Source organism: Peribacillus sp. YIM B13472, assembly GCF_042788005.1.
GTDB classification, from domain to species: Bacteria; Bacillota; Bacilli; order Bacillales; family DSM-1321; genus Peribacillus; species Peribacillus simplex_E.
Genome location: NZ_JBHZPG010000031.1, coordinates 40120 through 66113, shown reverse-complemented (window position 1 = coordinate 66113; position 25994 = coordinate 40120). Strand labels below are relative to the sequence as shown.

The window sequence follows — 25994 nt, the reverse complement described above, 5'->3', positions numbered from 1 at the left end:
TCGCGGGGTGGAGCAGTCCGGTAGCTCGTCGGGCTCATAACCCGAAGGTCGCAGGTTCAAATCCTGTCCCCGCAATCATGAAAAAAACGAAACTTAGGTTTCGTTTTTTTTGTTTTATCCGAAATGCGAATAATTATGTTTCTAACTTATTTGTTTCTTCTTTTGAAACAAGGTAAACTACATATAGAATGGTTTTTGTTCCATAATATTGCGTTTATGGTTCTCGACATGAACTTTAGGACGTTTTCCTAATAATGATAAAGGTGATTGATATATGCATCAGGTTGAATGGATTTCTCAGAATGAGGAAGAAACAGCGCGATTTGCGCATGAATTGGCACAAAAGCTTTCAAGTGGCGATGTGCTGGCTTTAGAAGGTGACTTGGGTGCTGGGAAGACGGCATTCACAAAAGGGCTGGCTAAAGGATTAGGTGTTACCAGAATGGTGAATAGCCCTACCTTTACGATAATAAAGGAATACATGGGTCGATTGCCTTTATATCATATGGATGTATATCGGGTAAGTGAATCGGAAGAAGATTTAGGCTTTGAAGAATATTTTGATGGTGATGGTGTGACTGTCGTTGAATGGGCCCATTTAATAAAGGATCACCTTCCAGAGGAAATCTTGACCATTTATATTTATCGTCTGAGCGATACAAGCCGGCGTTTTGTTCTGGAAGCCAAAGGCGAACGATATGTAAAGTTATGTAAGGAGATTATTTGATGAAGGTTTTAGCTATAGATACATCGAATTTCACATTAGGGGTGGCCCTGGTAAACGGGAGTCAAGTAATTGGTGAGTATACGACGAACCTAAAGAAAAATCATTCGGTGCGGGTTATGCCAGCAATTGAAACACTGCTGAGGGATTGTGATACTAAACCGAAGGATCTGACTAAGATAGTGGTCGCTCAAGGCCCAGGATCCTATACAGGCGTCAGGATTGGAGTGACGATTGCAAAAAGCTTGGCCTGGACACTTCAGATTCCGTTATCGGGTGTTTCCAGTTTAGAGGTTTTAGCAGCTAATGGACGTTATTTTAACGGGTTGATCTCTCCATTGTTCGATGCAAGAAGAGGGCAGATTTATACTGGATTATATGAAATGGAAAATAACTCTTTAAAGACTGTCATTGAAGATTGTAATATTCTATCCTCTGAGTGGGCGAATCAATTGAAGGAATTAAATCGTCCTGTTTTATTCGTTGGTCAAGATGTGGACATCCACCGGGATGCAATTACGGAAGCGTTAGGTGATTTAGCTGTATTTGCTCCGGTACAGTCATATAACTCAAGACCAAGCGAACTGGCCTTCATTGGTCTTGATAAGACTGAAGTCGATGTTCACCAGTTTGTACCGAATTATATCCGCATGGCTGAAGCAGAAGCTAAGTGGCTTGAACAACAGGGGAAATAAACAAGGAAAGCGACCGATTATTATGAGTAAAACATTGACGTTCCGAAAGATGAATACGGAAGATATCGACCAAGTGCTTAATGTGGAAAAGCAGTCCTTTACTTTGCCTTGGAGCCGGGAAGCTTTTTTTAATGAACTGAATCATAATCAATATGCTGTATACATGGTGATAGAGGATGAAGGGAAAATTGCCGGTTATTGCGGTGCGTGGATCGTCATTGATGAATCGCACATTACCAATATAGCGATATTACCAGAATACCGAGGGCAAAAGCTTGGGGAAGCTTTGCTCAGGAAGATGATTGAAATCTCCATTTCGATGGGTGTGGTGAGGATGACGCTTGAGGTCCGTGTCAGTAATACAGTAGCCATTTCGCTTTATGAAAAACTAGGTTTCCAAAAGGGTGGAATCCGAAAAAATTATTATACAGACAATCAAGAAGATGCTTATGTTATGTGGGTGAATTTTTCATGAAAAAAGATCAATTTATATTAGGAATTGAAACGAGCTGCGATGAAACTGCGGCAGCTGTCATAAAAAATGGAACAGAGATACTGAGTAATGTCGTGGCTTCACAAATCGAAAGCCATAAACGTTTTGGCGGTGTCGTCCCGGAAATAGCTTCCCGTCATCATGTAGAACAAATTACGATCGTTCTTGAAGAAGCACTGCTTCAGGCAGGTGTGACTTATGAAGACTTGGATGCCATTGCCGTTACAGAAGGTCCCGGACTTGTAGGGGCACTATTAATAGGCGTGAATGCGGCGAAGGCTGTAGCTTTCGCACATGGAATACCGATTGTCGGTACGCATCATATCGCGGGTCATATCTATGCAAATCGGCTTATTCAGGAGATCGAATATCCTGCGCTTTCTTTAGTCGTTTCGGGAGGCCATACGGAATTGGTGCTTTTAGAAGAACCGGGTTCTTTCAAGGTGATAGGGGAGACGCGGGATGATGCAGCAGGTGAGGCGTATGATAAAGTGGCCCGAACCTTGGGACTCCCTTATCCTGGCGGCCCTCATATCGATAGGCTGGCACAAGAAGGCTCACCAACTTTGAAACTGCCTCGGGCATGGTTGGATGGCAGCTATGACTTTTCTTTCAGCGGGTTGAAATCAGCGGTAATCAACACTTTGCATAATGCTGAACAGCGCGGGGAAAAAATTGAACCTAAAGATTTAGCGGCAAGTTTCCAAGCAAGCGTGATAGAAGTGCTCGTAATGAAAGCTGTAAAGGCTGCAAAGGAATATAATGTGAAGCAGGTATTGCTTGCTGGAGGAGTTGCGGCAAATAAAGGACTAAGGGAAGCATTAACGGAAGCTTTTAAGGACTTACCTATGGATATATCCATTCCGCCCCTATATCTTTGTACGGACAATGCCGCCATGATCGGTGCTGCTGGCAGTGTCATGTTTGAAAAGGGAAAACGATCTGGTTTGGATTTGAACGGAAATCCTGGATTGGATATCGAAGCATTTTAATTGACGAGAAGACAGGATCCCTCACTTTGGCATCCTGTCTTTTTATCATGTTTATAAAAAAATAGAATATTCTGTGGATAAAGTTTTTTTGATAATCACACTGCATGTGTATAAAGCGGTGTTTTTTGTGGATAAGTGGATATGTTTCTGTGGATAATGTGTATAACCTAAATTAATGGCTAGTGAACGGCAAGTGGTTTGTTAATAATTTTGTGGATAACTTTCGAGCGACGTTTTGATTGGAAAAGAAAAAGACCGAGTCAATTGACTCGGTCTTTTGTCATTCTTCCAGTTCAGTCCATTCTTCGAGAAGCTGGTCCAAACTTTCCTGTGCATGATCAAGCTTTGCTTGGACCTCCATTACTTTTTCATGGTCCTGAAAAACACTTGGATCACAAAGAAGATCATTATATTCGTTTATTTCGGTTTCAAGAAGCTCCATGGCTGCCTCGATTTCCTCAATGCGCCGTTTTCGCTGGCGTTCAGCTTTTTTTGCTTCTTTATCAATTTTATAATTTGTTTTTTCTACAGCTGCATCTAAAGTTTTAGCCTGTTCCTGCTGTTCAAGTGCTTGGATTTCCGCCTGCTCCTGTTTCTTCTCTAAATAGTAATCATAATCACCGAGGAATTCTTCGTTGCCGTCCTTGGAGAGCTCTATCACTTTCGTTGCTATTCGATTTATGAAATAACGGTCATGTGAAACGAAAAGAATGGTTCCCGGATAATCGATCAATGCGTTTTCAAGCACTAATTTACTATCGAGGTCCAAATGGTTCGTTGGTTCATCAAGAATTAAAAAATTCCCTTTTTGCATCATCATTTTGGCTAGAGCAAGCCGGGCCTTTTCGCCCCCGCTTAGTGTGGAAACGGTTTTCAAAACATCGTCCCCGCTAAATAGGAAATTACCGAGTACGGTGCGAATGTCCTTTTCCGGTTTAAGCGGATAGTCGTCCCATAATTCATTGAGTACGCGTTTATTAGAAACAAGGTTAGCCTGTTCTTGATCGTAGTAGCTAACTTCTACGTTCGTTCCAAAACGGAAACCCCCAGAAAGTGCAGGCAGCTTAGAAATGATCGTTTTCAATAAAGTTGATTTTCCAACTCCATTTGGGCCAACAAGTGCTATGCTCTCACCTTTAGTCATCCGGGAATTTATATTCTTTGATACCGTTTCCCCTTCATATCCAATAGCCAAGTCCTGGAGGTGAAGTACTTCATTTCCGCTTTGCCTTTCAATCTGGAAAGAAAAATTCGCGGATTTTTCATCACCTTGCGGCTTGTCCAATACATCCATCTTTTCGAGCTGTTTGCGTCTGCTTTGTGCTCTTTTCGTGGTGGAAGCCCTGGTGATATTACGTTGGACAAAGTCGCGAAGCTTTTCAATTTCCCCTTGTTGCTTCTCGAACAGTTTCATGTCCCGCTCATAATCTTCCGCTTTTACCTCTAGGTAAGAACTATAATTACCATGGTATTTTTTCATGTTATTCCGAGAAATCTCATATACGAGGTTTACTACCTTATCTAAAAAATAACGGTCATGGGAAACAATAAGGACAGCTCCCTGGTAGCTTTGTAAATATTGTTCAAGCCAAGAAAGGGTTTCGATATCCAAATGGTTCGTCGGCTCATCCAGAATCAATATATCCGGTTTCCTTAAAAGCAGTTTCCCTAATGCAAGCCGTGTTTTTTGCCCACCGCTTAAAGTGGAAATTGGGGTAGAATAGTCAAAGTCAGCAAACTGAAGTCCATGCAATACGGAACGGATATCCGCTTCATATTGATAACCGCCCTTCTCTTTGAATGCCACCATCAAAGTGTCGTATTCATTCAGCACTTTTTGGTAAATTGTTTCGTTTTCAAAGATGTCAGGTCTGGCCATATCAGCCTCAAGGCGACGCAGTTCCTTTTCTTGCTCTATAAGGTCCGTGAATACAGTCAGCATTTCATCCCAAATGGTCAGTTCGGATTCCAATCCCGTATCCTGGGCCATATAGCCGATGGTGACGCCTTTTGGTTTGATTATTTCACCGCCATCATGGGAAAGCTGCCCGGCTATGATTTTAAGCAGAGTGGATTTACCGGCGCCATTTCGGCCGACAAGTGCAATTCGATCTTTATTTTGAACTTCGAGCTTCATATTTGATAAAATAAGTTCAGCTCCATAATATTTCGATAGTTGATTGATTTGTAATAAAATCATAGATTTCACCTCAATTGATTATTGTTAGTGTAACGTATTTTGGTTATTATCGGCAACAGCTTGGTTCCAAGCTTAAACAAAAGCTGTTACATAAAGTGGAATAATAGTGTATGATTTAGGAGGGGTTACTTAAATGGGAGACTTAACGCATTTTAATGAACAGGGCAGGGCCAAAATGGTCGATGTGAGTGCTAAGCCTGAAACAACCCGGACGGCAGTAGCTCAATCGAGCATTTTATTGAATGATGAAATATATGAATTGGTCACGAACCATAAAATGAAAAAAGGTGATGTACTGGCTGTTGCGCAAGTTGCAGGAATAATGGCCAGCAAAAATACATCCAATATAATTCCGATGTGCCATCCCATTGCTCTGCAAGGGGTCAATATAGCCTTTGATTGGGAAAAAGAAGAACAAGGATATAGGCTTAGGATTGAAACGGAAGCTAAGACAAAAGGGAGTACAGGTGTGGAAATGGAAGCGTTAACAGCTGCATCCGTGACTGCCTTGACTGTTTATGACATGTGTAAGGCCATTGATAAGGGAATGGTGATCGGGCCTACATTCTTAGTGGAGAAAACAGGCGGAGTTTCCAGTGACGATTATAAAAGGCAAGTAAAACAAACAGATAGAGATTAAGTTGAAAAGCATGTGTGAAAGCGGGGAAGAACAATGAACCATGACCCAAAGATACCGCAGGCGACAGCCAAAAGGTTGCCATTGTATTATCGATTTTTAAAGAACTTACATTCCTCAGGCAAACAAAGAGTTTCCTCGGCAGAGCTAAGTGAAGCTGTAAAAGTGGATTCTGCCACCATTCGCCGTGATTTTTCCTACTTTGGCGCGCTTGGGAAAAAAGGCTACGGCTACAATGTCAATTATTTATTATCCTTCTTTAGAAAAACACTAGATCAAGATGAATTGACCAAAGTCGCTTTAATCGGGGTAGGAAATTTAGGAACCGCTTTTTTAAATTACAATTTCATGAAAAATAATAATACTAAAATTGAAATGGCTTTCGAAGTTTCTGAAGAAAAGGTCGGCAAGCGAATAGCTGATGTGCCCATCTATCATATGGATCAAATCGATACACTATTGCAGGAAAATAATATTACTGCGGCTATATTGACAGTGCCTGCACAGGTAGCTCAGACGATTACCGATCGTCTAGTCAAAGCCGATATAAAAGGAATATTGAATTTCACACCTGCACGGCTGACAGTGCCTCCATCCATAAGGGTTCATCACATTGACCTGGCCGTGGAGCTTCAGTCGCTCATCTACTTCCTGAAACATTATCCTGTAGTGGAAGAAGCCGCATTGGAGGAATGAAAAAAAACGCTGCATCATTGCAGCGTTTTTTTATTTTTTCTTATTTTTTTGTGCGGCTTTAATCTTAAAGTGCAGCAAGATCATGCGTAATCCCGATCCAAAATCAAGAGTTGCAATAAGGACAAGTATGTAGGCAAAGAGTCCCCATCCGGAAGAATTGACGGTTTGAATCGCGATAGCGGTAAAAAGAGCTCCTAAGCCTGCATAGATGATGCCCATGAATAATGGTGATTGACGTTTCATAATAAACCTCCGATGAAGGCCTGTGCAGTATCTAGCATCTTCTCCATATCCTCCCGATATACCACTTGAAGGATGATAACAAGCGTATTCATTGCAATATGAGCGCTCATGGAAACGAGAATGCGGCCTGTTTTCGCATAAAGGAAAGCAAAGGTGAAGCCCATTGCCGTATATAAAAGAAGATGTTCAAATTCACCATGCGCCAAGCCGAAAATAACTGAGCTGATTAAGGCTGAAATAAAGAAGTTAAAGCGTTTATGAAGTGATCCGAAAATGATTTTCCGGAATATTAATTCTTCCAATATAGGTCCAATTACTGAAGTGACGAAAATGACCATGGGGACTTTGTAAATGAGTGAAATAAGTTGCTGCGTATTCTCTGATTCAGACTCCACCCCAAGCATTTGTTCAATGCTGCCGGCAATGCTTTGTGCAAAAAGAGCCATGAACACTCCTGCAATTGCCCATAATATGGACATCGAAACGGAAGTTTGATTTCTCGTGTCCAACTTTTCCCTCATATCTTTTCTTATTAAAAAAAGAATCAAGAATAAAGCAACGAGAAAACTGAAAACTATCCAGTATGCTGCAGACTTCACTTTGAGTTCATCTGCCGGCATTCCAGTATAAGACCCGATCAGCATGAAAATGGGCACCCCAACAATACTGGATAATTGCATGGCAATATAAGTGATGATGACGAACCAATATTCTTTTTTCAAAAATGAAAACTCCTTTTATAGTCACCCATCCCGTTCGGAACGTTCCTGATATGGGGACAATCTATAAACGCATACTCCAAAATGGTATCAAATATTGAGGCAGAACACCACTTAAAGGTACCCCTAACATAACATTTCAATTACATTGTTAAGGAAATCATTATGCTAAAGTAGTTTACCCGTAATTTATCAGAAATTAATAAAAAATTTTCAATAAGATACTTGCAAAAAAGGCTCGGTTTATTTAATATTATAAATGTGTTAGCACTCGTTGATGAAGAGTGCTAATAATCATGAAACAAATTATCAAGAGAATATGAGGAGGTTGTTTCACTTGTTAAAACCATTAGGTGATCGCGTTATTATTGAACTAGTTCAAACTGAAGAAAAAACTGCAAGCGGTATTGTTCTTCCTGATACTGCTAAAGAAAAGCCACAAGAAGGTAAGGTAGTAGCAGTTGGTACTGGCCGTGTCCTTGAAAATGGCGAACGTGTTGCTTTAGAGGTTGCCCAAGGCGATCTAATTATCTTCTCAAAATATGCAGGTACTGAAGTTAAATACGAAGACACTGAATACTTAATTTTACGTGAAAGCGACATTCTAGCTGTTATCGGCTAATTATACATCATACTTAACTGAACGAAAATTTTCTTGAAATTTTAGGGAGGTACTTATAAATGGCTAAAGAAATTAAATTTAGTGAAGAAGCTCGCCGTTCCATGCTTCGTGGTGTGGACGCACTTGCAGATGCAGTTAAAGTAACGCTTGGACCAAAAGGTCGTAACGTGGTTCTTGAGAAAAAATTCGGTTCACCGCTTATCACAAATGACGGTGTGACGATCGCTAAAGAAATCGAATTGGAAGATGCATTCGAAAACATGGGTGCGAAATTGGTTGCTGAAGTAGCAAGCAAAACAAACGACGTAGCTGGTGACGGTACAACTACTGCAACGGTTCTTGCACAAGCAATGATCCGTGAAGGTCTTAAAAACGTAACAGCTGGTGCTAACCCAATGGGTATCCGTAAAGGAATCGAGAAAGCGGTCAATACTGCAATCGCAGAATTGAAAGCCATTTCCCAACCTGTTGAAAACAAAGAATCAATCGCACAAGTTGCTGCCATCTCTTCAGCTGATGAAGAAGTGGGCCAACTGATTGCAGAAGCAATGGAGCGCGTTGGTAACGACGGCGTCATCACAATCGAAGAGTCTAAAGGTTTCACAACTGAATTGGACGTAGTAGAAGGTATGCAGTTCGATCGTGGATATGCATCTCCATACATGGTTACTGATTCAGATAAAATGGAAGCTGTCCTTGAGAATCCATATATCTTGATCACAGATAAAAAAATCACGAATATCCAAGAAATCCTTCCTGTTCTTGAGCAAGTTGTTCAACAAGGAAAACCGCTATTATTGATTGCTGAAGATGTAGAAGGCGAAGCGCTTGCAACTCTTGTTGTGAACAAACTTCGTGGAACATTCAACGCTGTTGCGGTTAAAGCTCCTGGATTCGGTGACCGTCGTAAAGCAATGCTTGAAGACATCGCAGCTCTTACAGGCGGCGAAGTGATCACTGAAGAAATCGGACTTGATCTTAAATCTGCAACAATCGATTCATTAGGCCGTGCGTCTAAAGTGGTTGTTACAAAAGAAAATACAACGATCGTTGAAGGATCTGGAGATACAGCTCAAATCCAAGCTCGTGTAAACCAAATCCGTGTTCAATTAGAAGAAACAACTTCTGAATTCGACCGTGAAAAATTACAAGAACGCCTTGCTAAATTAGCTGGTGGTGTAGCGGTAATCAAAGTTGGTGCAGCTACTGAAACAGAATTGAAAGAACGTAAACTTCGTATTGAAGATGCATTGAACTCCACTCGTGCCGCTGTTGAAGAAGGTATCGTAGCTGGTGGTGGTACAGCACTTCTTAACGTATATAATAAAATCGCTGAAATCCAAGCGGAAGGCGACGTAGCAACAGGCGTGAAAATCGTTCTTCGTGCCATCGAAGAGCCTGTTCGTCAAATCGCTCACAATGCTGGACTTGAAGGCTCTGTAATCGTAGAGCGCCTTAAAGGCGAAGCAGTAGGCACTGGCTTCAACGCAGCTACTGGACAATGGGTGAACATGATCGAATCAGGTATCGTCGATCCTACTAAAGTAACTCGTTCAGCTCTACAAAACGCTGGTTCTGTAGCAGCTATGTTCTTAACTACAGAAGCTGTCGTTGCTGACAAACCAGAACCGGCAGGCAGCGGCGGCATGGGCATGCCTGACATGGGCGGCATGGGCGGAATGGGCGGCATGATGTAATCATCGCTTAAATCCCTTAATATAGGGGTTTTACGAGGATTCAGAATGAATGCTCACCAAACATGTGAATATCTTTAAAGTTGAAGGCCTCCCACAGTTTACTGTGGGAGGCCCTTTCTTTGATATTTGAATTCGTTATGTCCTAATCATTGTTGGATTTTAATTCCTGTACCTGCTTGATAAGTAACGATGTATGCGTATGCCTGAATGGATGCAACGTAAATTTCTTGTTATGCGGTGGCTTCTTAAGAAGACGTTGTAAACGTATTGCAGGCAGTTTTTACACTAATAGAGCCCTGCCATAGAACGGACTCACTTTCCGGACTCCCTTATCCAACTAAGAAACATATTGATGGACCCAACACATAATGGTTGTGTGAGCTATGGATAAGCCTCGTTCCTCCAATATTTCCATAAAATCACGAAAACGCAAGTTGTACGTAGGCACCACCTTACTGTGAGAATAATAATTTTTAGAGGTTGCTTGCAAGATGTTCAAGCATTAGAATCCGTTTTTTAATAATTTTCATAATGACGATGAATTACGTATAATGAGATTATGGAATATGGAAGGGAATACATAACATTAAATAAATACGAAATAAAAGAATGGTTATCATTCTATTCTATAAGCAAATAATCTATTAAAGGTGAAATGATTATGATGGCTGGTCTTATGAAGTCTTGGACAATATGGTTGAAAATTGGAGTAATGTTATTCGGGGTATTCTTACTATCGTGGTTGGGTCCTGATGAAATTGGTCTTACTGATTTGCTTATTTCATTAAGAGAAGGTGAAGAAACAGGAAATAAGTTAATGCTTGCCGTTTTTTTGTTAATTTCTTTAAATACAGTTTTAGCTTTGTTTCATTATATTGGTGCACTGCTGTTGGGGGACGAAATCGGTGCTCGTTTAAACCGTCCATGGTTAAAAATTGTCATTCCTCTTATTGTTATTCCTCTCGACTATATCGTGATAAATGCTTATTATTCTTTAACATACTCATTTAGCGCATATGCGTTGTTATTGTTGTTAGCAATCTTATTATTGCAAGCCTTTGAAAAGGATAGGCTAAAGCCAATTATTAAAACGATTATTTGTTCTCAATTAATCTTTGGGATTGAATGGCTGAATGAGATTCCTTCTTTATCCCAATATGGATTTGGCCAAGGGTCGATTTCAAAGGAATTAAAAGATATAGCGGTTCAAATTGGATTTGAGCAATCTTTAACATTGTACAGTTTAACTTTGTGTTTAATTTTTGTTATTAATGCTGTTATTTTAGCTGTGTATTTTTCATTAGCTGAACAAAAGTGGCGGATAAAGCAAGAGCTTCATTATGCGCAGTTAGAGGCAATGCAGTCAAGATCAGGACGAGAAGCACTATATCTTGTCCATGATTTAAAAACTCCTCTCACAGCAATTGAGGGGCTAAATTCTTTAATTAGTTTGAAAGTGGACGATTCTAAAATTAAAGAATATTGTCAAAGGATTTCATCATCGATTCATTCCGTTAGCGACATGATTTCCGAGATTTTATATGATGATAAAAAACATTGGTGCCGTATAAAAGATTTAATTGAATACGTCGAAGCAAGCAGACCGAGCGGGACAAATCTTAATCTGAAGGTAGACTTTCAAACAGATCCTGAAATTAAAATCTTAATTAATAAAATCCGAATGACAAGGGCATTAGTGAATTTAATTGACAATGCTTACGATGCAGTGAATGGAATAGAAGATGGCAAGGTTTTGCTTAAGGTAAAAACCTATGAAAATGAACTTTGGTTGGGCGTATCAGATAATGGGGAAGGGATTTCACCTAAAGAGCAGGTGAAAATATGGAAAGCTGGGTTTAGTACGAAATCTCATCCAGGGATGGGATTAGCTTTCGTACGACAAGTTGCTAAAGGACATGGTGCATCTTTAGAAATTGACAGCAAGCTTGGGCACGGGACAATAATTTGGATTAAACTAGCTGAGGGGAGTGTGTCAAGATGAACATATTAGTCATTGATGATGATGCATCAATTCAATATATGCTAAGTGAAATTTGTGAATTTGCCGGCTGGAATGTAGATACGGCTAACAACGGAAAAGAAGGGTTAAATGTGTTTGCAGAAAAAGGAGCAGATGTTGTTTTAGTTGATTATCATATGCCGGAAATGGACGGAATAAAAACAGTGGGTGAGCTTCGTAAACTTAATGCTGATGTTCCGATTCTTGTATTAACAGTCGATGAACGACAGGAAATTGCTGACCGCTTTCTTGAAGCAGGCGCAACAGATTTTGCATTAAAGCCTGTAAAAGCCCCTGATTTGATTTCAAGAATTCAACTGCATGCTCGCCTTGCAAAATTAACTCAATCAGCTCCGCAGCAAAAATCCAGTGAAGAAAAGGATGTATTTGTAACAAAGGGAATTAGTAAGAGAACACTTTGCCACGTTAGTGATTTTCTACATTCTAATCGTGAACCTTGTTCTGTTGATACAATTTCTAAAGAAGTTGGATTAGCTTATCCGACCGTCTATCGCTATATTATGCATTTACTTGATGAAGGAAAAGTGGAAACTATTGTAAGTTATCAAAAAATAGGAAGACCGAAAAATTTATATCAATGGATTGTTGACTAAGAAACTGCCTTAATACAAGGCAGTTTTTTTATTATGATGGGGACCTCTGTTGCTGCACAGACCATTAATGCAATAAGACTTTTTTTCTTTTTTTTCTGTATTTTTATATTTTCTGATAATATAAAATTATTTTACAACACTAAAGATTCTTTAAAATTCTAATGTCTTCATTGAACGTCTTCGAATAAAATGAGTGAATTTATTAGTTAATGTTCATTTAGATTTTGCTATCTGATTCCTTTTGCACCAGAGTCAAGATTAAAAAATGTAAACGCTTACTAATAATGATTGGATGGCATGCGTCGCCATCATCGTATTAGGCGTAGGTGGAAGAATCAATAATTTGTCTATTAAAATAAAAACCATGCAATTATTTTGTGAATGTAAACGATTGGTGAAAGGTTTAATATTTAACCATATTTAGGGGGACTTTATTATGCAAGCACTATTAAAAGAAGAAGTTCAGCAGCCAGACCAGTCCAGGAAAAAGCATCCTCTAGGACTGTATATGCTGTTCGCTACTGAGGCGTGGGAGCGCTTCAGCTATTACGGAATGAGAGCAATTCTTGTTCTTTACTTAACAGCAACTGTTGTAAACGGCGGGCTTGGAGTCGACAAATCTACGGCTATGGGCATATACGGATTCTTTACTGGTGCCGTTTATATTACGCCAATGATTGGCGGATACTTGACTGACCGTTTCATAGGCAGAAGATTGGCGATCACGATTGGCGGTATTTTAATGGCGCTTGGTAACTTTTCGCTATTCGCAAGTCAGAGTTTGACAGCGCTTTACATTGGTCTTGGTTTATTGATTATCGGTAATGGTTTCTTCAAGCCAAACATCTCGACAATTGTTGGTGATCTTTATGAAGACAACGATCCGCGTCGTGATGGAGCTTTCACCATCTTCTATATGGGTATTAACGTTGGGGCTTTCTTCGCACCATTAGTAGTTGGACTTATGAGCTATAAATATGGGTTCTTGACAGCAGCAATTGGCATGATTGTAGGGCAGTTAGTTTTCAACTTATTAGGAAATCGCTATTTAGGTGATATCGGTAAAGAACCTACTGGCAAACCGGAAGTTACAGCTGGTCAAAAATCAGCTGCACCGTTAACGAAAAGAGAACAAAAACGTACAGCGGCTATCGTTATTTTGGCAGTATTCGTTATTGCGTTCTGGGCCGCTTTCGAGCAGGCAGGAAGTTCATTGACATTGTATGCTAATGACCAAATTGATCGGAATGTATTTGGGTTTGAGGTTCCAACTGCTTGGTTCCAATCGTTGAACCCATTATTCATCGTGATTTTAGCGCCAATTATGTCTGCTTTATGGTACAAGCTTGGCAGCTCGAAACGCGGTGATTTAAAAACTCCAACGAAGATGGCTCTTGGTTTAGTCACTGTTGGTTTAGGTTTCTTAGTACTGCTTCCTGCTGTTATGTATACAGGAAACGATACAGCGCTGAAAGTAAACATCCTGTTCATGATTGTAACGTATTTTCTTCATACATTAGCCGAATTAATGATTTCACCAGTTGGTTTATCAATGGTGAGTAAAATTGCTCCAATCAAGCTTGCCTCTCTTCTTATGGGAGTATGGCTGGCAAGTTCCGCGGTAGCTAATATGGTAGCCGGCCAACTAGCTGCATATACGCAGTCTTTAGGTTACCTGGAAATCTTCAGTGTAATTGGTTTTGTAACAATTGGTTTAGGTATTGTTTTATTGCTTCTTTCGAAGCCAGTAGCAAAGCTGATGAAATAATGAGAAAAGGAGCTGACTCAAAAGGCATATAATGTGCCATTTGGGTCAGCCCTTTTTTAGTGTAAAAAAATAATAGAATCGGTCCAAACTGGTATAAGAGGAGTCTCCACAACGACACAAACCAGAAAGGAACGATTCTCTGAAGTTTTATTTCTGTTTGCTTAATCTTATTGTGTTTCAGCATTTTCACGAGTCTTTCATCAATTTGAATGACGGAATGCTAATATAAGTAAAAAAAACAAATCAATGGGAAGTTCTTATAGAACAAGTTAAAGCTATATTAGATGAGAAACAATAATAAACACTTAGGTGGAATAATGGACTTGGTTTGAGAAGAAAGGTAAGCGAATAGATGATCTAATCATATATGGAAACAGAGGAAGCAAAAGGAAACCTCATCGCTATCCCTAACGACTTCTGGATAGGCTATACTTATCTAGACAGAAAATTTAAGGTCAGGTAGACTACAGATACAACTAGTTATAGAAAAGAGGTCCGATATGCGACGTGATATACAATTGAATGAAAGAGCTTTCTCTTCCAAGGAAGTGGCAGAAGAAGTGGGGATTGCAACTCCCACTGTTCGAAAGTATGGTCAAATCTTAGAGCGGAATGGATATGAGTTTTTGAAAGATGGAGATCGACGTATCTTTGTTAAATCTGACATCGGAGCGCTTATAGCGCTACGCGATACGGACAAGCCCTTAGACGATACAGCTAAAGACCTTGTATATCAACAAAAAGAGAGATTAGAAGGATCCAATGAAACAGAGATAGCGATACCCGATACATATGAAAATTTACCCCACGACCCCAATCAATTAAACGAGGTCTTAATGTTTTTAGTCAATGAACTCGCAGCCACACGTGAAATGAATGTCCAACTGACAAACGATATGTCACAGCTTAAAACAAAGGTTTCACGGCTTCAGCAAGATCATCATGTTATAAGTTCTAGTATTGGAAATTCAGCGCAAAGAACTAATTCTAAAATTGAACAATTAACTGAACAACAAAATACCCATTACGAAACATTGCTGGAACAAGAAAAACAAAAAAGTGAACTCTTACAAAAAGAAATACAAAATATGCGGGACGAACAGAAAAAAGAATGGAGTTCACAAAATGAATTTAATAAACGTTTAGAAGAGGCTATACAAAAACGTTCCGAAAAATGGCGGGGGCTTTTGTCCATATTCAGAAAATAAGGTGACTGTTAAGGTTTTTTGCCTAGCTGAAAAACAGAATTAAAAAAGAATATTTCAACTTTACAGGATTTGGTACCTGTTATGTAAGAGCTCGGCGATACCAATGTATCGGACGTTCTACCAAAGGCGAGCGATGGCTCAATTGAAATTCATTGGAGATTTGTTTAAGCGATATGCATCTAAAAAAAAATACACAATTTGAAGCAAGCAAAAAAGGCATGTTTGATAAAAAGGGAGTTGAGGAGGTTGAAAACTTGCATTCAAAAACAAGAGTCATCCTTACTAGAAGTGCTCCAGACAGGGATTGATCGGCTCCTTTTTTGTGTGTTTCGTATCGCTGGGCGATATAACTTGCAAATAAATTCGAACCTTTAGGTTTAATAGAAAAGCGGCGTTTGATATTGAAACATGATATACATCCGAATGAACGAGTATTCTTTTCTAAGGAAGTGGAAGAAGAAGTGGGGATGCACACCCACTGTTCAAAAGTATGGTCAAAACTTAGAACGAAACGGATATGAGTTTTTAAGATGGTGGTTGCCAATCTTTATTCAAACTGACATCGAATCGCACATAGCGTTACGCGATACGGACAAGTACCTAGAGTGTACAGATAAAGACCTTCTGTATCTACAAAAAGATAGATTAGAAGGAACCACTGAAAGAGAGATAGCGATACCCGATATATATGACAACTTAACCCATAATTCCAAACAAATAAATGAGATTTTAATTGTTTTAACCAATGAACTCGCAGCTACGCTTGAAATGAACGTCCACTGACAAATGATATGTCTCAGCTTAAACCAACGGTTTCCCAGCTCCAGCAAGATCTATGTCCTCAATAGTGTTCCTCAAAAAAGGGGCTTATCGGTTCTTTTTTGTGTATCGTATCGCTGGGCGATATAACAGAAAATAAATCCACAGAACCTTCATCTTTAATAGAAAGGAAGGTCCGATATGCGACAGAATTTACATCCTAATGAATGAGCATCCTCTTCCAAGGGAGTGGGAAAGAAGTGGAGATGCAATATCAATGTTCGAAAGTATGCTTAAAACTTAGAGCGAAACGGATAACTATTGTTGAAATATGTAAATGCGCATACCTTCGTTCAATCCGACATCGAAACGCTTAAAGTGTTACGCGATACGGGCAGCCGCCTAAACGATAGAGCTAAAGACCCTTGTATCAAGAAAAAGAAAGATTAGAAGGCACCAATGAAACAGAGATAGCGATACCCGATACATATGATAATGTAACCCATATTCTTACTCAATTAAAAGAGAGCTTAATTTTTTAACCAATGAACTCACAGCTACACGTTAAATGAACATCCAACTGACAAACGATATGTCACAGCTTAAAACTGAACAACAAAAAATCCATTACGAAACATTATGTTTCATTACCTTTATTTTAGTCTCCTTTACGATATTCAGGTGTTAATTTCCGTTAAAAACTATTTAAACCTAAGGCAATCAAATCAAAAGTAGAAATTCCCTTTGTTCCTACTATTCGGAATCACTATTTTTAAATTTCAACAATTTCCCGAGAAATATCTACAAATTCTGAGTAGATATCGACAAAATAATACTCCTTATCGGACTTTTGAAAAAAGCTTGTTTAAGCAATAATTACTGCATTTAGCTTCTATATTATTTAGCCTTACCAAGAGACAGGCCTCTAGAGTAGTAAGAAGTTTTCTTTCCTGCTCCTTTGTTGTTTGTAGATATTCTGCGCATTCATAATTAGCTCGATAACTTCTTACCATTCCGTAAATCAAAATCAGCAAAATCCTGCACCCTTTCGATTTTACCAACCAAGAAAATGTAGGACATTGCTCCTGCGAAGGTTATACAAGCAATAAGGGTAAGTGCAGGAGTAAAGTCACCGCCCTTGGCCAGGAAGCCAATCACAATCGGTATAATAATTGATGCTGTACCACCAATGAAATTGAATGTACCTCCAGCAATTCCAATCAGCCGTTTTGGGGCAAGCAATGAAACAAACACCCAGGTGATTGAAGCGAAACCTTTTCCAAAAAAGGCGATAATGAAAGCGTATGTGTTTGAGAAGAACACATCTTTCAGGACTAAAGAAATATACAGGGGTGAATGAGGGACAACCTACGATAGTACTGAAGTCAGCTAAATGCCGCGAGTAGCGACCTGTGCTCGCTCGAACATCACAACAAGACCTAGAAGCAAGTCAAAGAGAACAAGGCAAGGCCGAAGACAAAAGGAGGTCTCAAAGCCAGGGATACATGTCTCGTGGCGAAGACAAACCCAAGCAGGTTTATCAATGATAGCTTTTTTTATAGATGAATGAGGGCTATCTGGAAGGCAGCTAGATCCCCGCGAGTAGCAACCTATACTAGCCGACCAGTAACGTGCAATCTCTAATAGGGTACTTACCTCATCAACGGGCAAAGTCTGCCCAAAATGACGTTGGATTCATTCATAAGTTGTTCAGAGTAGCTGCTTAATTCCTTGGTTAACAGATATTACCACCCTGTGTTTCTTCATTATTTTTGTCCCAGAACCTTCTAAACTCCCAATAAACTTGACTATATTAACGAGAATCTAGTTACATTCAAAATGCTTGCATTATTCATTATCTTTATTATAAAATACTTGTATACAAGTGTACTTGAACTCTAATAGAGGTGAATATATGGCTGAATCAAAGGAATTTCTTTATCCTGTAAAATGGCTTTCAAAAGCTTCAGCTGGTGATCGTGTTACATCCGAGCTTAGAATGCGTATTATTTCGGGGATGATTGAAAGCGGTGCCATCCTATCTGAAAATAAATTAGCTGCTGATTTCGGTGTAAGCCGCTCACCAGTTCGGGAAGCGTTAAAAATATTGGCCTCTGAAAATATCATCCGATTGGAAAGAATGGGTGCGGTTGTCATTGGTTTAACAGAAAAAAAATATGCAGAAATTTATGATGTACGTATACTCATCGAAACGTTTGTATTTGAACGTCTAGTAAGGATGGAAACGAATGAATTAGTGATGGAACTTAGTAAAATACTGGAAATGATGAAAGTTTCCATAAAATACCGAGATGCTGATGAGTTTTCCTATCAGGATGTCCTATTCCACGAAACGATCATTCGGTCCATCGATCATTCCTACATCCTGATGATCTGGGATAATTTAAAACCTGTGATGGAAAGTTTGATTCTTCTATCCATGCGCAGTCGTTTTAAAGAAAAGTATGAAGACTTTACACGGATCATAAGTAATCATCAACTTTATATTGATGCGATCAGAACAAAAGATCGGGACCTCATGATTAAGTCGTTACATGAAAACTTTGATGATGTTCAAGGGAAAGTTGAAGACTTATGGATGGCCCAACAGATGCTTTCAAAAGGAGTCGAACAAGAAAATGACTAGTTATATGTTAGGTGTAGACATCGGTACAACAAGTACAAAAGCTGTATTATTCACGAATAAAGGCGATGTCATCCAGCAAGAGAATATTGGTTACCCTCTTTACACACCGGATATGACAACAGCGGAACAAGACCCTGAAGAGATTTTCCAGGCCGTTTTGAAAGCCTTTACAAATATAACGAAACAGCATTCAGATAAACAGATATCGTTTATTTCATTTAGCAGTGCGATGCATAGTGTTATAGCCATGGATGAAAATGACCAGCCGCTGACCCGTTGTATCACTTGGGCAGATAATCGCAGTGAAGCTTGGGCCCATAAAATAAAAGATGAATTAGATGGGCATGAAGTTTACAAACGGACCGGCACGCCGATACACCCGATGTCACCATTATCCAAAATCACCTGGATCGTGAATGATCACCCAGAGATCGCAACCAATGTTAAAAAGTATATCGGGATTAAAGAATATATCTTTAAAAAGTTCTTTGATCAATATGTTGTCGATTATTCCCTTGCTTCATCCATGGGCATGATGAATCTCAAAAATTTGGATTGGGATGAGGAAGCCCTAAGAATTGCCGGAATAACGCGTGGACAATTATCTGAACTCGTACCAACAACAAAGGTCTTTAACAACTGTGACCCGGATTTAGCCAAACAGATTGGGATTGATCCACAAACCCCTTTTGTCATTGGGGCAAGTGATGGTGTTCTTTCAAACCTAGGTGTAAACGCTATCCGGAAAGGCGAAATCGCTGTCACGATTGGGACAAGCGGTGCGATTCGGACGATTATTGATGAGCCGAAAACAGACGAAAAAGGAAGAATCTTTTGCTATGCCTTAACGGAAAAGCATTGGGTGATTGGCGGGCCGGTAAACAATGGCGGGATGGTCCTTCGCTGGATTCGCGATGAGTTTGCTTCTTCCGAGGTAGAAACGGCTAAAAGACTCGGAATCGACGCTTATGAAGTCTTGACCAAGATTGCCGAACGTGTAAGACCAGGCGCTGATGGATTGTTATTCCATCCATATCTTGCAGGTGAACGTGCACCATTATGGAATCCGGACGTAAGGGGTTCATTTTTCGGATTAACACTCTCGCATAAGAAAGAACATATGATTCGAGCGGCTCTAGAAGGAGTCATTTACAATTTATATACAGTATTTTTAGCCTTAACCGAATGTATGGACGGTCCCGTGACCCGAATTCAAGCTACGGGAGGCTTCGCAAGGTCGGCTGTTTGGCGGCAAATGATGTCCGATATTTTCGAATCGGAAGTCGTGGTTCCAGAAAGCTATGAAAGTTCGTGCCTGGGTGCTTGTATATTGGGGTTATATGCCACCGGGGAAATTGATTCATTCGAAGTCGTTTCTGAAATGATAGGCAATACCCACAAGCACACACCGAAAGATGATTCTGTAAAAGAATATAGGCAACTACTGCCGATTTTCATTAACCTATCAAGGGTATTGGAAAACGAATATACACAGATTGCGAATTATCAAAGAAACTTAATAAATGCTACAAAGTAAAGACATGGAGGAATTACAATGCCATTAGTTATTGTCGCTTTAGGAATTGTCGCTTTATTAGTTTTAATAATGGGCTTAAAATTAAACACCTTTATTTCCTTGATCATTGTATCGTTTGGAGTGGCTTTAGCGCTTGGGATGCCACTTGATGGAATTGTCAAGACCATTGAAGCTGGATTAGGCGGAACACTTGGTCATTTAGCGTTAATCTTTGGACTTGGAGCGATGTTGGGTAAGTTGATCGCAGATTCAGGCGGCGCGCAGCGCATTGCCATGACCCTTGTTAAAAAATTCGGTGAAAAGAATATTCAATGGGCTGTCGTGGCAGCATCATTTATTATCGGTGTCGCATTGTTTTTTGAAGTGGGATTAGTATTATTAATTCCAATCGTATTTGCAATTTCAAGGGAATTGAAAGTTTCGATATTGTATCTTGGTATTCCAATGGTAGCGGCATTATCGGTAACACACGGTTTCTTACCGCCGCATCCAGGGCCAACCGTTATCGCTGGTGAATATGGTGCAGACATTGGTCAGGTTTTACTTTACGGCTTCATTATTGCGGTGCCGACCGTTATTTTAGCTGGACCAATATTTACGAAGATAGCTAAAAGATTAGTACCTGAATCATTTACGAAAACAGGCAGCATTGCCTCTTTAGGAGAACAAAAATCATTTAAACTTGAAGAAACACCTGGATTTGGGATCAGTGTATTTACTGCTTTACTTCCGGTTATATTAATGTCAATTGCTACGATTATCACTTTGATGCAAAAAACAATGGGATTTGAAGATAATGGTCTACTAGCAGCTATCCGTTTTATTGGTGAGGCCGGTACTTCCATGTTGCTTTCCTTATTATTTGCGGTCTATTCGATGGGATTGGCAAGAAAGATTCCAATGAAAGATATTATGGAATCTTGTACATCAGCAATCTTGAATATCGGAATGATGCTTTTAATCATTGGGGGCGGAGGAGCCTTCAAGCAAGTATTGATCGACGGCGGTGTAGGTGACTATGTAGCTGAATTATTCAAAGGAACATCATTATCACCAATCTTGCTTGCCTGGATCATCGCGGCAATCCTGCGTATTTCCTTAGGATCTGCTACCGTTGCTGCCTTAACGACAGCTGGTTTAGTAATTCCGATGTTAGGTCAGACGGACGTTAACCTTGCTCTGGTTGTGCTTGCTACAGGAGCGGGAAGTTTAATCGCTTCACACGTTAACGATGCTGGTTTCTGGATGTTTAAAGAGTATTTTGGTTTAAGCATGAAAGAAACATTTGCAACGTGGACCTTGCTTGAGACGATCATTTCAGTAGCTGGATTAGGATTTATTCTATTACTAAGCTTATTTGTATAAGCCTTTCCCGGCAGTAAATCCCCCACTATGGCAGGGATTTACTGCCTATTATTCTTACATAGAAGGAGCAGAAATAAATGTACAATACAATTGGTGTCATTGGTTTAGGGGTAATGGGCAGTAATATCGCGTTAAATATGGCTAGTAAAGGGGAACAAGTAGCTGTCTATAACTACACAAGAGATTTAACGGATCAGCTTGTTGCTAAATTGGACAGTCAGTCGCTCCATCCGTATTACGAAATCCAAGACTTTGTTCAGTCTCTGGAAACTCCAAGAAAGATTTTTCTAATGGTGACTGCGGGTAAGCCGATCGACTCGGTGATCAATTCATTACTTCCTCATCTTGAATCAGGCGATATTATCATGGACGGCGGAAACTCCCATTACGAAGATACTGAACGCAGATATGATGAATTGCTATCTAAAGGAATCAGTTATTTGGGAATCGGTATTTCTGGTGGAGAAGTCGGGGCGTTAAAAGGACCTTCAATCATGCCGGGCGGAGATAAAAAAGCCTATGAAAAAGTCGCTCCGATTCTGACAAAAATCGCAGCACAAGTAAATGATGACCCTTGCTGTACCTATATCGGTCCAAAGGGAGCAGGTCATTTTGTCAAAATGGTTCATAACGGGATTGAGTATGCAGATATGCAATTAATCGCCGAAGCCTATACGTTTTTAAGAGAAAAGTTGCATTTGCAAGTTCATGAAATTGCTGACATCTTTGAAACATGGAATCAAGGTGAACTGAAAAGTTATTTAATCGAAATCACTGCTGAAATTCTAAGGAAAAAAGATGAAGTAACGGGTTTGCCCTTGATCGATGTGATTCTTGATAAAGCAGGACAAAAAGGCACAGGCAAATGGACCAGCATGCAAGCTATTGATAACGGAATACCAGCATCGATTATTACAGAGTCTTTGTTTGCTCGTTACATTTCAGCTTTAAAAGAAGAACGGGTTAATGCAGAAAATATTTTAACAGGCCCTGAGAACGATCAGCAAAAATTAGATAAAAATGAGTGGATTGACTATATTAGACAAGCATTGTATATGGGGAAAGTTTGTGCATACGCGCAAGGTTTTACTCAATATAAAATGACTTCCGAACTTTACGGCTGGGATTTGCCTTTAAAGGATATTGCGCTGATTTTCCGCGGTGGTTGCATCATTCGTGCAGAATTTTTAAACGTCATTAGCGAAGCCTATCAAGAGCAGCCGAATCTGGCTAATTTATTAATCTCACCATATTTTGCAAAAAAGGTTACAGATTATCAGGTAGGATTGCGAAGGGTTGTCTGTGAGGGAATAAACTCCGGTATCTCGTTTCCATGTTTAAGCGCTTCACTCACTTATTACGATAGTTATCGAAAAGGCATCTCTAATGCTAACCTTTTGCAAGCACAACGTGATTATTTTGGTGCACATACCTATGAACGACGTGATATGGCAGGTGTCTTTCACACAAACTGGCAGTGATGGAAAATGATAAAGACACAGTCATTTTTCAATAACCGTTCATGAATTTGAGACAGGTACTTTACATCAATAAGAGAGTTGCTTTGGCAGCTCTTTTTTGTATGTAACAAAAGTGGGTCTATCTGAATTTTAAAACAAAGTTATTGGAGGGGGTGTGCGAGACTCCTGCGGGAAAAGCGTGTCGAAGGGAGACCCCGCAGGCTGTAATTAAAGAGGCTGGAAATTTTAGTTATGGCATTTTAATTGGTGCATTCAATTGATAATAATCCCTATATGATCGATAAGATACCATTTTTTTATCCTGATAATGTACGTCCAACTGCAAAATTTTAGATTTATTGGTTTCTAAATAATAATTATACCCTTCTGTTTCTAAACTATAGAAGGCATAGGAAATGCCAAGCATTTGTTTCTTGGTGACTTTTGCATCAGGGTGACGTTGTATAAAATCGGCCAATTGTTGTACAGATGTTGATGGAATGTCTGCGATATTAAATAATGTTTCCTTAATATTAGTCTTTACTTTATTCAAAGTAGTTTTTGCTTTATGTTTGATTTTGTTGGAACGCCTTGTCATAAATATCACTCCTACTCTGATTATAGTTAAAAGATTTATTATGTTATTTCCAATCAGCAAACGGTGTAAACACAAATTTGAACCCTGGGAGAACTTCTACCAAAATAGAAAAATTCTCGGTGGAAAAGATAATGTTATTTGGGAGGTTTAAAACTCAGTTTAAGTGGTATATAAAGGATATAGTTTTATAGCAGTTTATACCCACTGCTGCCTTAATTATGTTAGGGTTTTTTACGAAATAGTATCGTTTCATGAATAATGTCGATAAGTACTTCTTTTGATTATTGCTGATTATTTCCAAATAATAAAGGAGTGATATATCATGAGGCAAATGTGTATTTACTGTTTTAAATGGGCAGACATAGATGCGATGACACCAATTTTTGAACAAGGTAGGGAGTTCGTCAATTATTATTGCGAAGATTGTGTTACTGCTGTTATGAATAATTTGTTTAAGCTCCCATACAAACATGGTCGTTCCTATTTCGATGTTTGCGAACAATCAAGAACCCACTAGCATCATGCAAAGCCTTTTAATAGTTAAGCGATTGCTCATAGGCCATCTCAAAAGAGAAGGGCTTTTTTTGTTAGGGTTTGTCCTCTTCCTAATAATATTGCATGTACTTACTTTATTTAAATATGAATGGGCGCATGGTGTATTCATCGCTCAAGTCCCTTAATATAGGGGGGGAGAAGGCCTCCAACAGTTTATTGATGGGTGGCCTTTTGTTGGATTTCTTTCAATCCTACTCCTACATTAAAGAACTGCTTGGGTGAAAAGAAATGTTACCGTCACTATTAAAAACAATGTAACTGCAAGTAATTATCTTCACCTAATTTGTATCCAGTAAGCAGGAGGTTTAACGAATTATTTTAACCCACTTAAACAATATGATCATACCGAATATTATTAAGTAGTACTTAAGAGGTAGTATATCGGAGTGAGGAAAAATTAAATTTGATGCATGATTTAATTAATGAATTTGTATTAGATATTAACAAATAGATTTTGTATACAACAGATGGGTAACTAAATAAAATTATAGTAATTTGTCTTTAGCTTTAACGATATTGCTCTTTATTTCTTGTGTATCGATTTTTATCAAAATAAAAACAGTTAAAGAAATTAAAGCATTTAAGGGGAAGATTAACCTGTTAAAGGAATTCCATGTTTGTTATACTCTTGACGCTGATGTTAAGTGGGAGAAAATAAAAAAAGGATTGAGTAGTAAAAAAGAGGATGTTTTACAAGAAGTCTTAAAAAAGATGGAACACTGTGAGTATTTTATTGTAAAAAGTGAAAGTAAGCATCATATTATCAATACATCCTTAATACGTTATATACGTATCTTTGATGGAAAAAAGTAATCTCACTACTGCTTTCTTATAATATAAGTTATGGTTGTATTCTCCTAACAGTCTATCTGTGAGGGGATTTTTCTATGGCCAAAAAAGGCAAACCTTTCAAACATATACAGAAGAATTAAATCGGAAAGTTACTAAAAGTGATGCGCGCAAATAGCGAATTGGGTAAAGAAAGTCCAAAATAATGAGCCATTAGAAGACCAGCGTGGTATATGGAACCGTAAGAATTTTACTATCTAAAGCACAGGTGGACTATTAGAAAAAGCGTAATCCATATCTACTTGTGCAAAGAAGGTATATTTGGTACGCCCAAAAACAGCAGAGCAAGCTTATGTAGCTATTCAGGGTTGGGTTAGCACTTTGAAAGGAGTGTAAAGATGAATAAAGAATTAGATGATGGTTTTATTGGGGCATTAATGGTTTCCCTTCAAGACGAAAGGGTTATTGAAAAGATAAAAGAACTAGCAGAAGCGGGCTCGTTTAGTCAATGGGGGGGACCTAATGAGCTGCTGAGAGAAAAAGAAAAAGAAATTGAAAAGCGCCAACAAGAGATTGATTCGAAAAAAGAGGGAATTATTGAGTACCAAATAATGATCCACCAACTAATGAGAAAATGGAATCCTATTTTAATGAATTGCAAAAGAGAAGAGCAGATTATCGGGAAGAAGAAGAACTTTACTTAGCTGTTCAACAATTATCCGAAACCACTAAAGGTTCTTTAAAAGGATTCTTCAAGGGAGGTTCGGTTCAGGAATTTATTGTCTGTGGTGAGTGAAAACAACTAACTTTAAAGTTGAAGACCTCCCACAATATACTGTGGAGGCCTTATTTCATGCTCATCGTATTTATATTCCCATGGTCACCGTTTAATCATCCCGTGGTACTTTATAATGTTTAAGAAAAAGTTTTCATTTTCAACATTTAATGCTAGAAGC

23 protein-coding genes, 1 tRNA gene and 1 pseudogene are annotated in these 25994 nt (G+C 39.1%); 19 read left to right on the top strand and 6 right to left on the bottom strand.

Translation table 11 applies throughout. The annotated features are described in order from the left end of the window. The first annotated feature begins 1 nt into the window (after nucleotide 1). From ACFX4I_RS20155 to tsaD, 5 genes are all read left to right on the top strand, one after another. Nucleotides 2–75 (top strand) — tRNA-Met (locus tag ACFX4I_RS20155). A 199-nt stretch (nucleotides 76–274) separates the two neighbouring features. Then, a complete protein-coding gene (gene tsaE / locus ACFX4I_RS20150; RefSeq protein WP_098373463.1) occupies nucleotides 275–727 on the top strand; it encodes a tRNA (adenosine(37)-N6)-threonylcarbamoyltransferase complex ATPase subunit type 1 TsaE in 453 nt (150 codons plus the stop codon). Further along, nucleotides 727–1419, top strand: a complete 693-nt coding sequence (tsaB, locus tag ACFX4I_RS20145) for a tRNA (adenosine(37)-N6)-threonylcarbamoyltransferase complex dimerization subunit type 1 TsaB (protein WP_096340945.1) — start codon at nucleotides 727–729, stop codon at nucleotides 1417–1419. The genes tsaE and tsaB overlap by 1 nt, the downstream gene beginning before the upstream one ends. Before the next feature lie 22 nt (nucleotides 1420–1441). Further along, nucleotides 1442–1894: a ribosomal protein S18-alanine N-acetyltransferase gene (gene rimI / locus ACFX4I_RS20140; RefSeq protein ID WP_377422617.1), complete on the top strand. Its 453-nt coding sequence runs from the start codon at nucleotides 1442–1444 to the stop codon at nucleotides 1892–1894. Next, nucleotides 1891–2904 (top strand): tRNA (adenosine(37)-N6)-threonylcarbamoyltransferase complex transferase subunit TsaD, encoded by a 1014-nt coding sequence (gene tsaD, locus ACFX4I_RS20135; RefSeq protein WP_076372381.1) that lies wholly within the window; start codon nucleotides 1891–1893, stop codon nucleotides 2902–2904. Before rimI ends, tsaD begins: the two co-directional genes overlap by 4 nt. A 280-nt stretch (nucleotides 2905–3184) precedes the next feature. Here tsaD and ACFX4I_RS20130 read toward each other — a convergent pair whose 3' ends face one another. Then, entirely contained in the window at nucleotides 3185–5104 is a 1920-nt protein-coding gene (locus tag ACFX4I_RS20130; protein ID WP_230304246.1) for an ABC transporter ATP-binding protein, read from the bottom strand. 133 nt (nucleotides 5105–5237) lie between these two features. Here ACFX4I_RS20130 and moaC point away from each other — a divergent pair, with 133 nt between their 5' ends. Together moaC and ACFX4I_RS20120 are read left to right on the top strand one after the other, a co-directional pair. After that, nucleotides 5238–5744, top strand: coding sequence for a cyclic pyranopterin monophosphate synthase MoaC (moaC, locus tag ACFX4I_RS20125; RefSeq protein WP_214794608.1), 507 nt, complete (start codon nucleotides 5238–5240; stop codon nucleotides 5742–5744). A gap of 33 nt (nucleotides 5745–5777) precedes the next feature. Continuing rightward, a complete protein-coding gene (locus ACFX4I_RS20120) occupies nucleotides 5778–6437 on the top strand; it encodes a redox-sensing transcriptional repressor Rex (protein ID WP_034306345.1) in 660 nt (219 codons plus the stop codon). A 30-nt stretch (nucleotides 6438–6467) separates the two neighbouring features. On the opposite strand, the gene ACFX4I_RS20115 is transcribed toward ACFX4I_RS20120, so the two are convergent. Then, nucleotides 6468–6680, bottom strand: a complete 213-nt coding sequence (locus ACFX4I_RS20115; RefSeq protein ID WP_230301811.1) for a YdiK family protein — start codon at nucleotides 6678–6680, stop codon at nucleotides 6468–6470. After that, on the bottom strand, nucleotides 6677–7402 hold the full coding sequence (locus ACFX4I_RS20110; protein ID WP_377422614.1) for a CPBP family intramembrane glutamic endopeptidase: 726 nt from the start codon (nucleotides 7400–7402) through the stop codon (nucleotides 6677–6679). Before ACFX4I_RS20110 ends, ACFX4I_RS20115 begins: the two co-directional genes overlap by 4 nt. Nucleotides 7403–7736: 334 nt before the next feature. Here ACFX4I_RS20110 and groES point away from each other — a divergent pair, with 334 nt between their 5' ends. Further along, entirely contained in the window at nucleotides 7737–8021 is a 285-nt protein-coding gene (gene groES, locus ACFX4I_RS20105) for a co-chaperone GroES (RefSeq protein WP_034306337.1), read from the top strand. A gap of 59 nt (nucleotides 8022–8080) precedes the next feature. Further along, nucleotides 8081–9718, top strand: coding sequence for a chaperonin GroEL (groL, locus tag ACFX4I_RS20100; protein WP_192207543.1), 1638 nt, complete (start codon nucleotides 8081–8083; stop codon nucleotides 9716–9718). A 346-nt stretch (nucleotides 9719–10064) separates the two neighbouring features. Here groL and ACFX4I_RS20095 read toward each other — a convergent pair. Next, nucleotides 10065–10189 (bottom strand): annotated as a pseudogene (locus ACFX4I_RS20095) (IS6 family transposase); the annotation flags it as partial. A 190-nt stretch (nucleotides 10190–10379) separates the two neighbouring features. Between ACFX4I_RS20095 and ACFX4I_RS20090 the strand changes: the two are divergent. The 5 genes from ACFX4I_RS20090 (at nucleotide 10380) to ACFX4I_RS20070 (ending at nucleotide 16111) form a co-directional block, all read left to right on the top strand. Then, nucleotides 10380–11720 (top strand): sensor histidine kinase, encoded by a 1341-nt coding sequence (locus tag ACFX4I_RS20090; RefSeq protein ID WP_377422612.1) that lies wholly within the window; start codon nucleotides 10380–10382, stop codon nucleotides 11718–11720. Continuing rightward, the gene (locus ACFX4I_RS20085) at nucleotides 11717–12352 is read left to right on the top strand and encodes a response regulator (RefSeq protein ID WP_230301814.1); all 636 of its coding nucleotides are present in this window, start codon (nucleotides 11717–11719) and stop codon (nucleotides 12350–12352) included. Before ACFX4I_RS20090 ends, ACFX4I_RS20085 begins: the two co-directional genes overlap by 4 nt. Nucleotides 12353–12788: 436 nt before the next feature. Further along, nucleotides 12789–14120 (top strand): peptide MFS transporter, encoded by a 1332-nt coding sequence (locus ACFX4I_RS20080; RefSeq protein WP_377422610.1) that lies wholly within the window; start codon nucleotides 12789–12791, stop codon nucleotides 14118–14120. 500 nt (nucleotides 14121–14620) lie between these two features. After that, nucleotides 14621–15328, top strand: a complete 708-nt coding sequence (locus ACFX4I_RS20075; RefSeq protein WP_377422608.1) for an SH3 domain-containing protein — start codon at nucleotides 14621–14623, stop codon at nucleotides 15326–15328. 408 nt (nucleotides 15329–15736) lie between these two features. After that, complete coding sequence (locus ACFX4I_RS20070; RefSeq protein WP_377422606.1) at nucleotides 15737–16111, top strand: hypothetical protein; 375 nt, start codon at nucleotides 15737–15739, stop codon at nucleotides 16109–16111. A 966-nt stretch (nucleotides 16112–17077) separates the two neighbouring features. Here ACFX4I_RS20070 and ACFX4I_RS20065 read toward each other — a convergent pair. Continuing rightward, nucleotides 17078–17329 carry a hypothetical protein gene (locus ACFX4I_RS20065; protein WP_377422604.1) on the bottom strand — a complete coding sequence of 84 codons (252 nt, stop codon included), beginning with the start codon at nucleotides 17327–17329 and terminating at the stop codon, nucleotides 17078–17080. 673 nt (nucleotides 17330–18002) lie between these two features. Here ACFX4I_RS20065 and ACFX4I_RS20060 point away from each other — a divergent pair. The 4 genes from ACFX4I_RS20060 to gnd all read left to right on the top strand — a co-directional run bounded on the left by ACFX4I_RS20060 (nucleotide 18003) and on the right by gnd (nucleotide 23117). Beyond that, the gene (locus ACFX4I_RS20060) at nucleotides 18003–18734 is read left to right on the top strand and encodes a GntR family transcriptional regulator (RefSeq protein ID WP_230301819.1); all 732 of its coding nucleotides are present in this window, start codon (nucleotides 18003–18005) and stop codon (nucleotides 18732–18734) included. Next, nucleotides 18727–20271 carry a gluconokinase gene (gntK, locus tag ACFX4I_RS20055; RefSeq protein WP_377422602.1) on the top strand — a complete coding sequence of 515 codons (1545 nt, stop codon included), beginning with the start codon at nucleotides 18727–18729 and terminating at the stop codon, nucleotides 20269–20271. The genes ACFX4I_RS20060 and gntK overlap by 8 nt, the downstream gene beginning before the upstream one ends. An 18-nt stretch (nucleotides 20272–20289) precedes the next feature. Then, a complete protein-coding gene (locus tag ACFX4I_RS20050) occupies nucleotides 20290–21636 on the top strand; it encodes a GntP family permease (RefSeq protein ID WP_377422600.1) in 1347 nt (448 codons plus the stop codon). Between the two features lie 77 nt (nucleotides 21637–21713). After that, on the top strand, nucleotides 21714–23117 hold the full coding sequence (gene gnd, locus ACFX4I_RS20045) for a decarboxylating NADP(+)-dependent phosphogluconate dehydrogenase (protein ID WP_377422598.1): 1404 nt from the start codon (nucleotides 21714–21716) through the stop codon (nucleotides 23115–23117). A gap of 229 nt (nucleotides 23118–23346) precedes the next feature. On the opposite strand, the gene ACFX4I_RS20040 is transcribed toward gnd, so the two are convergent. Further along, nucleotides 23347–23694: a hypothetical protein gene (locus tag ACFX4I_RS20040; RefSeq protein ID WP_377422596.1), complete on the bottom strand. Its 348-nt coding sequence runs from the start codon at nucleotides 23692–23694 to the stop codon at nucleotides 23347–23349. A 1742-nt stretch (nucleotides 23695–25436) separates the two neighbouring features. Here ACFX4I_RS20040 and ACFX4I_RS20035 point away from each other — a divergent pair. Then, nucleotides 25437–25742: a hypothetical protein gene (locus ACFX4I_RS20035; RefSeq protein WP_377422594.1), complete on the top strand. Its 306-nt coding sequence runs from the start codon at nucleotides 25437–25439 to the stop codon at nucleotides 25740–25742. Nucleotides 25743–25994 lie beyond the last annotated feature (252 nt).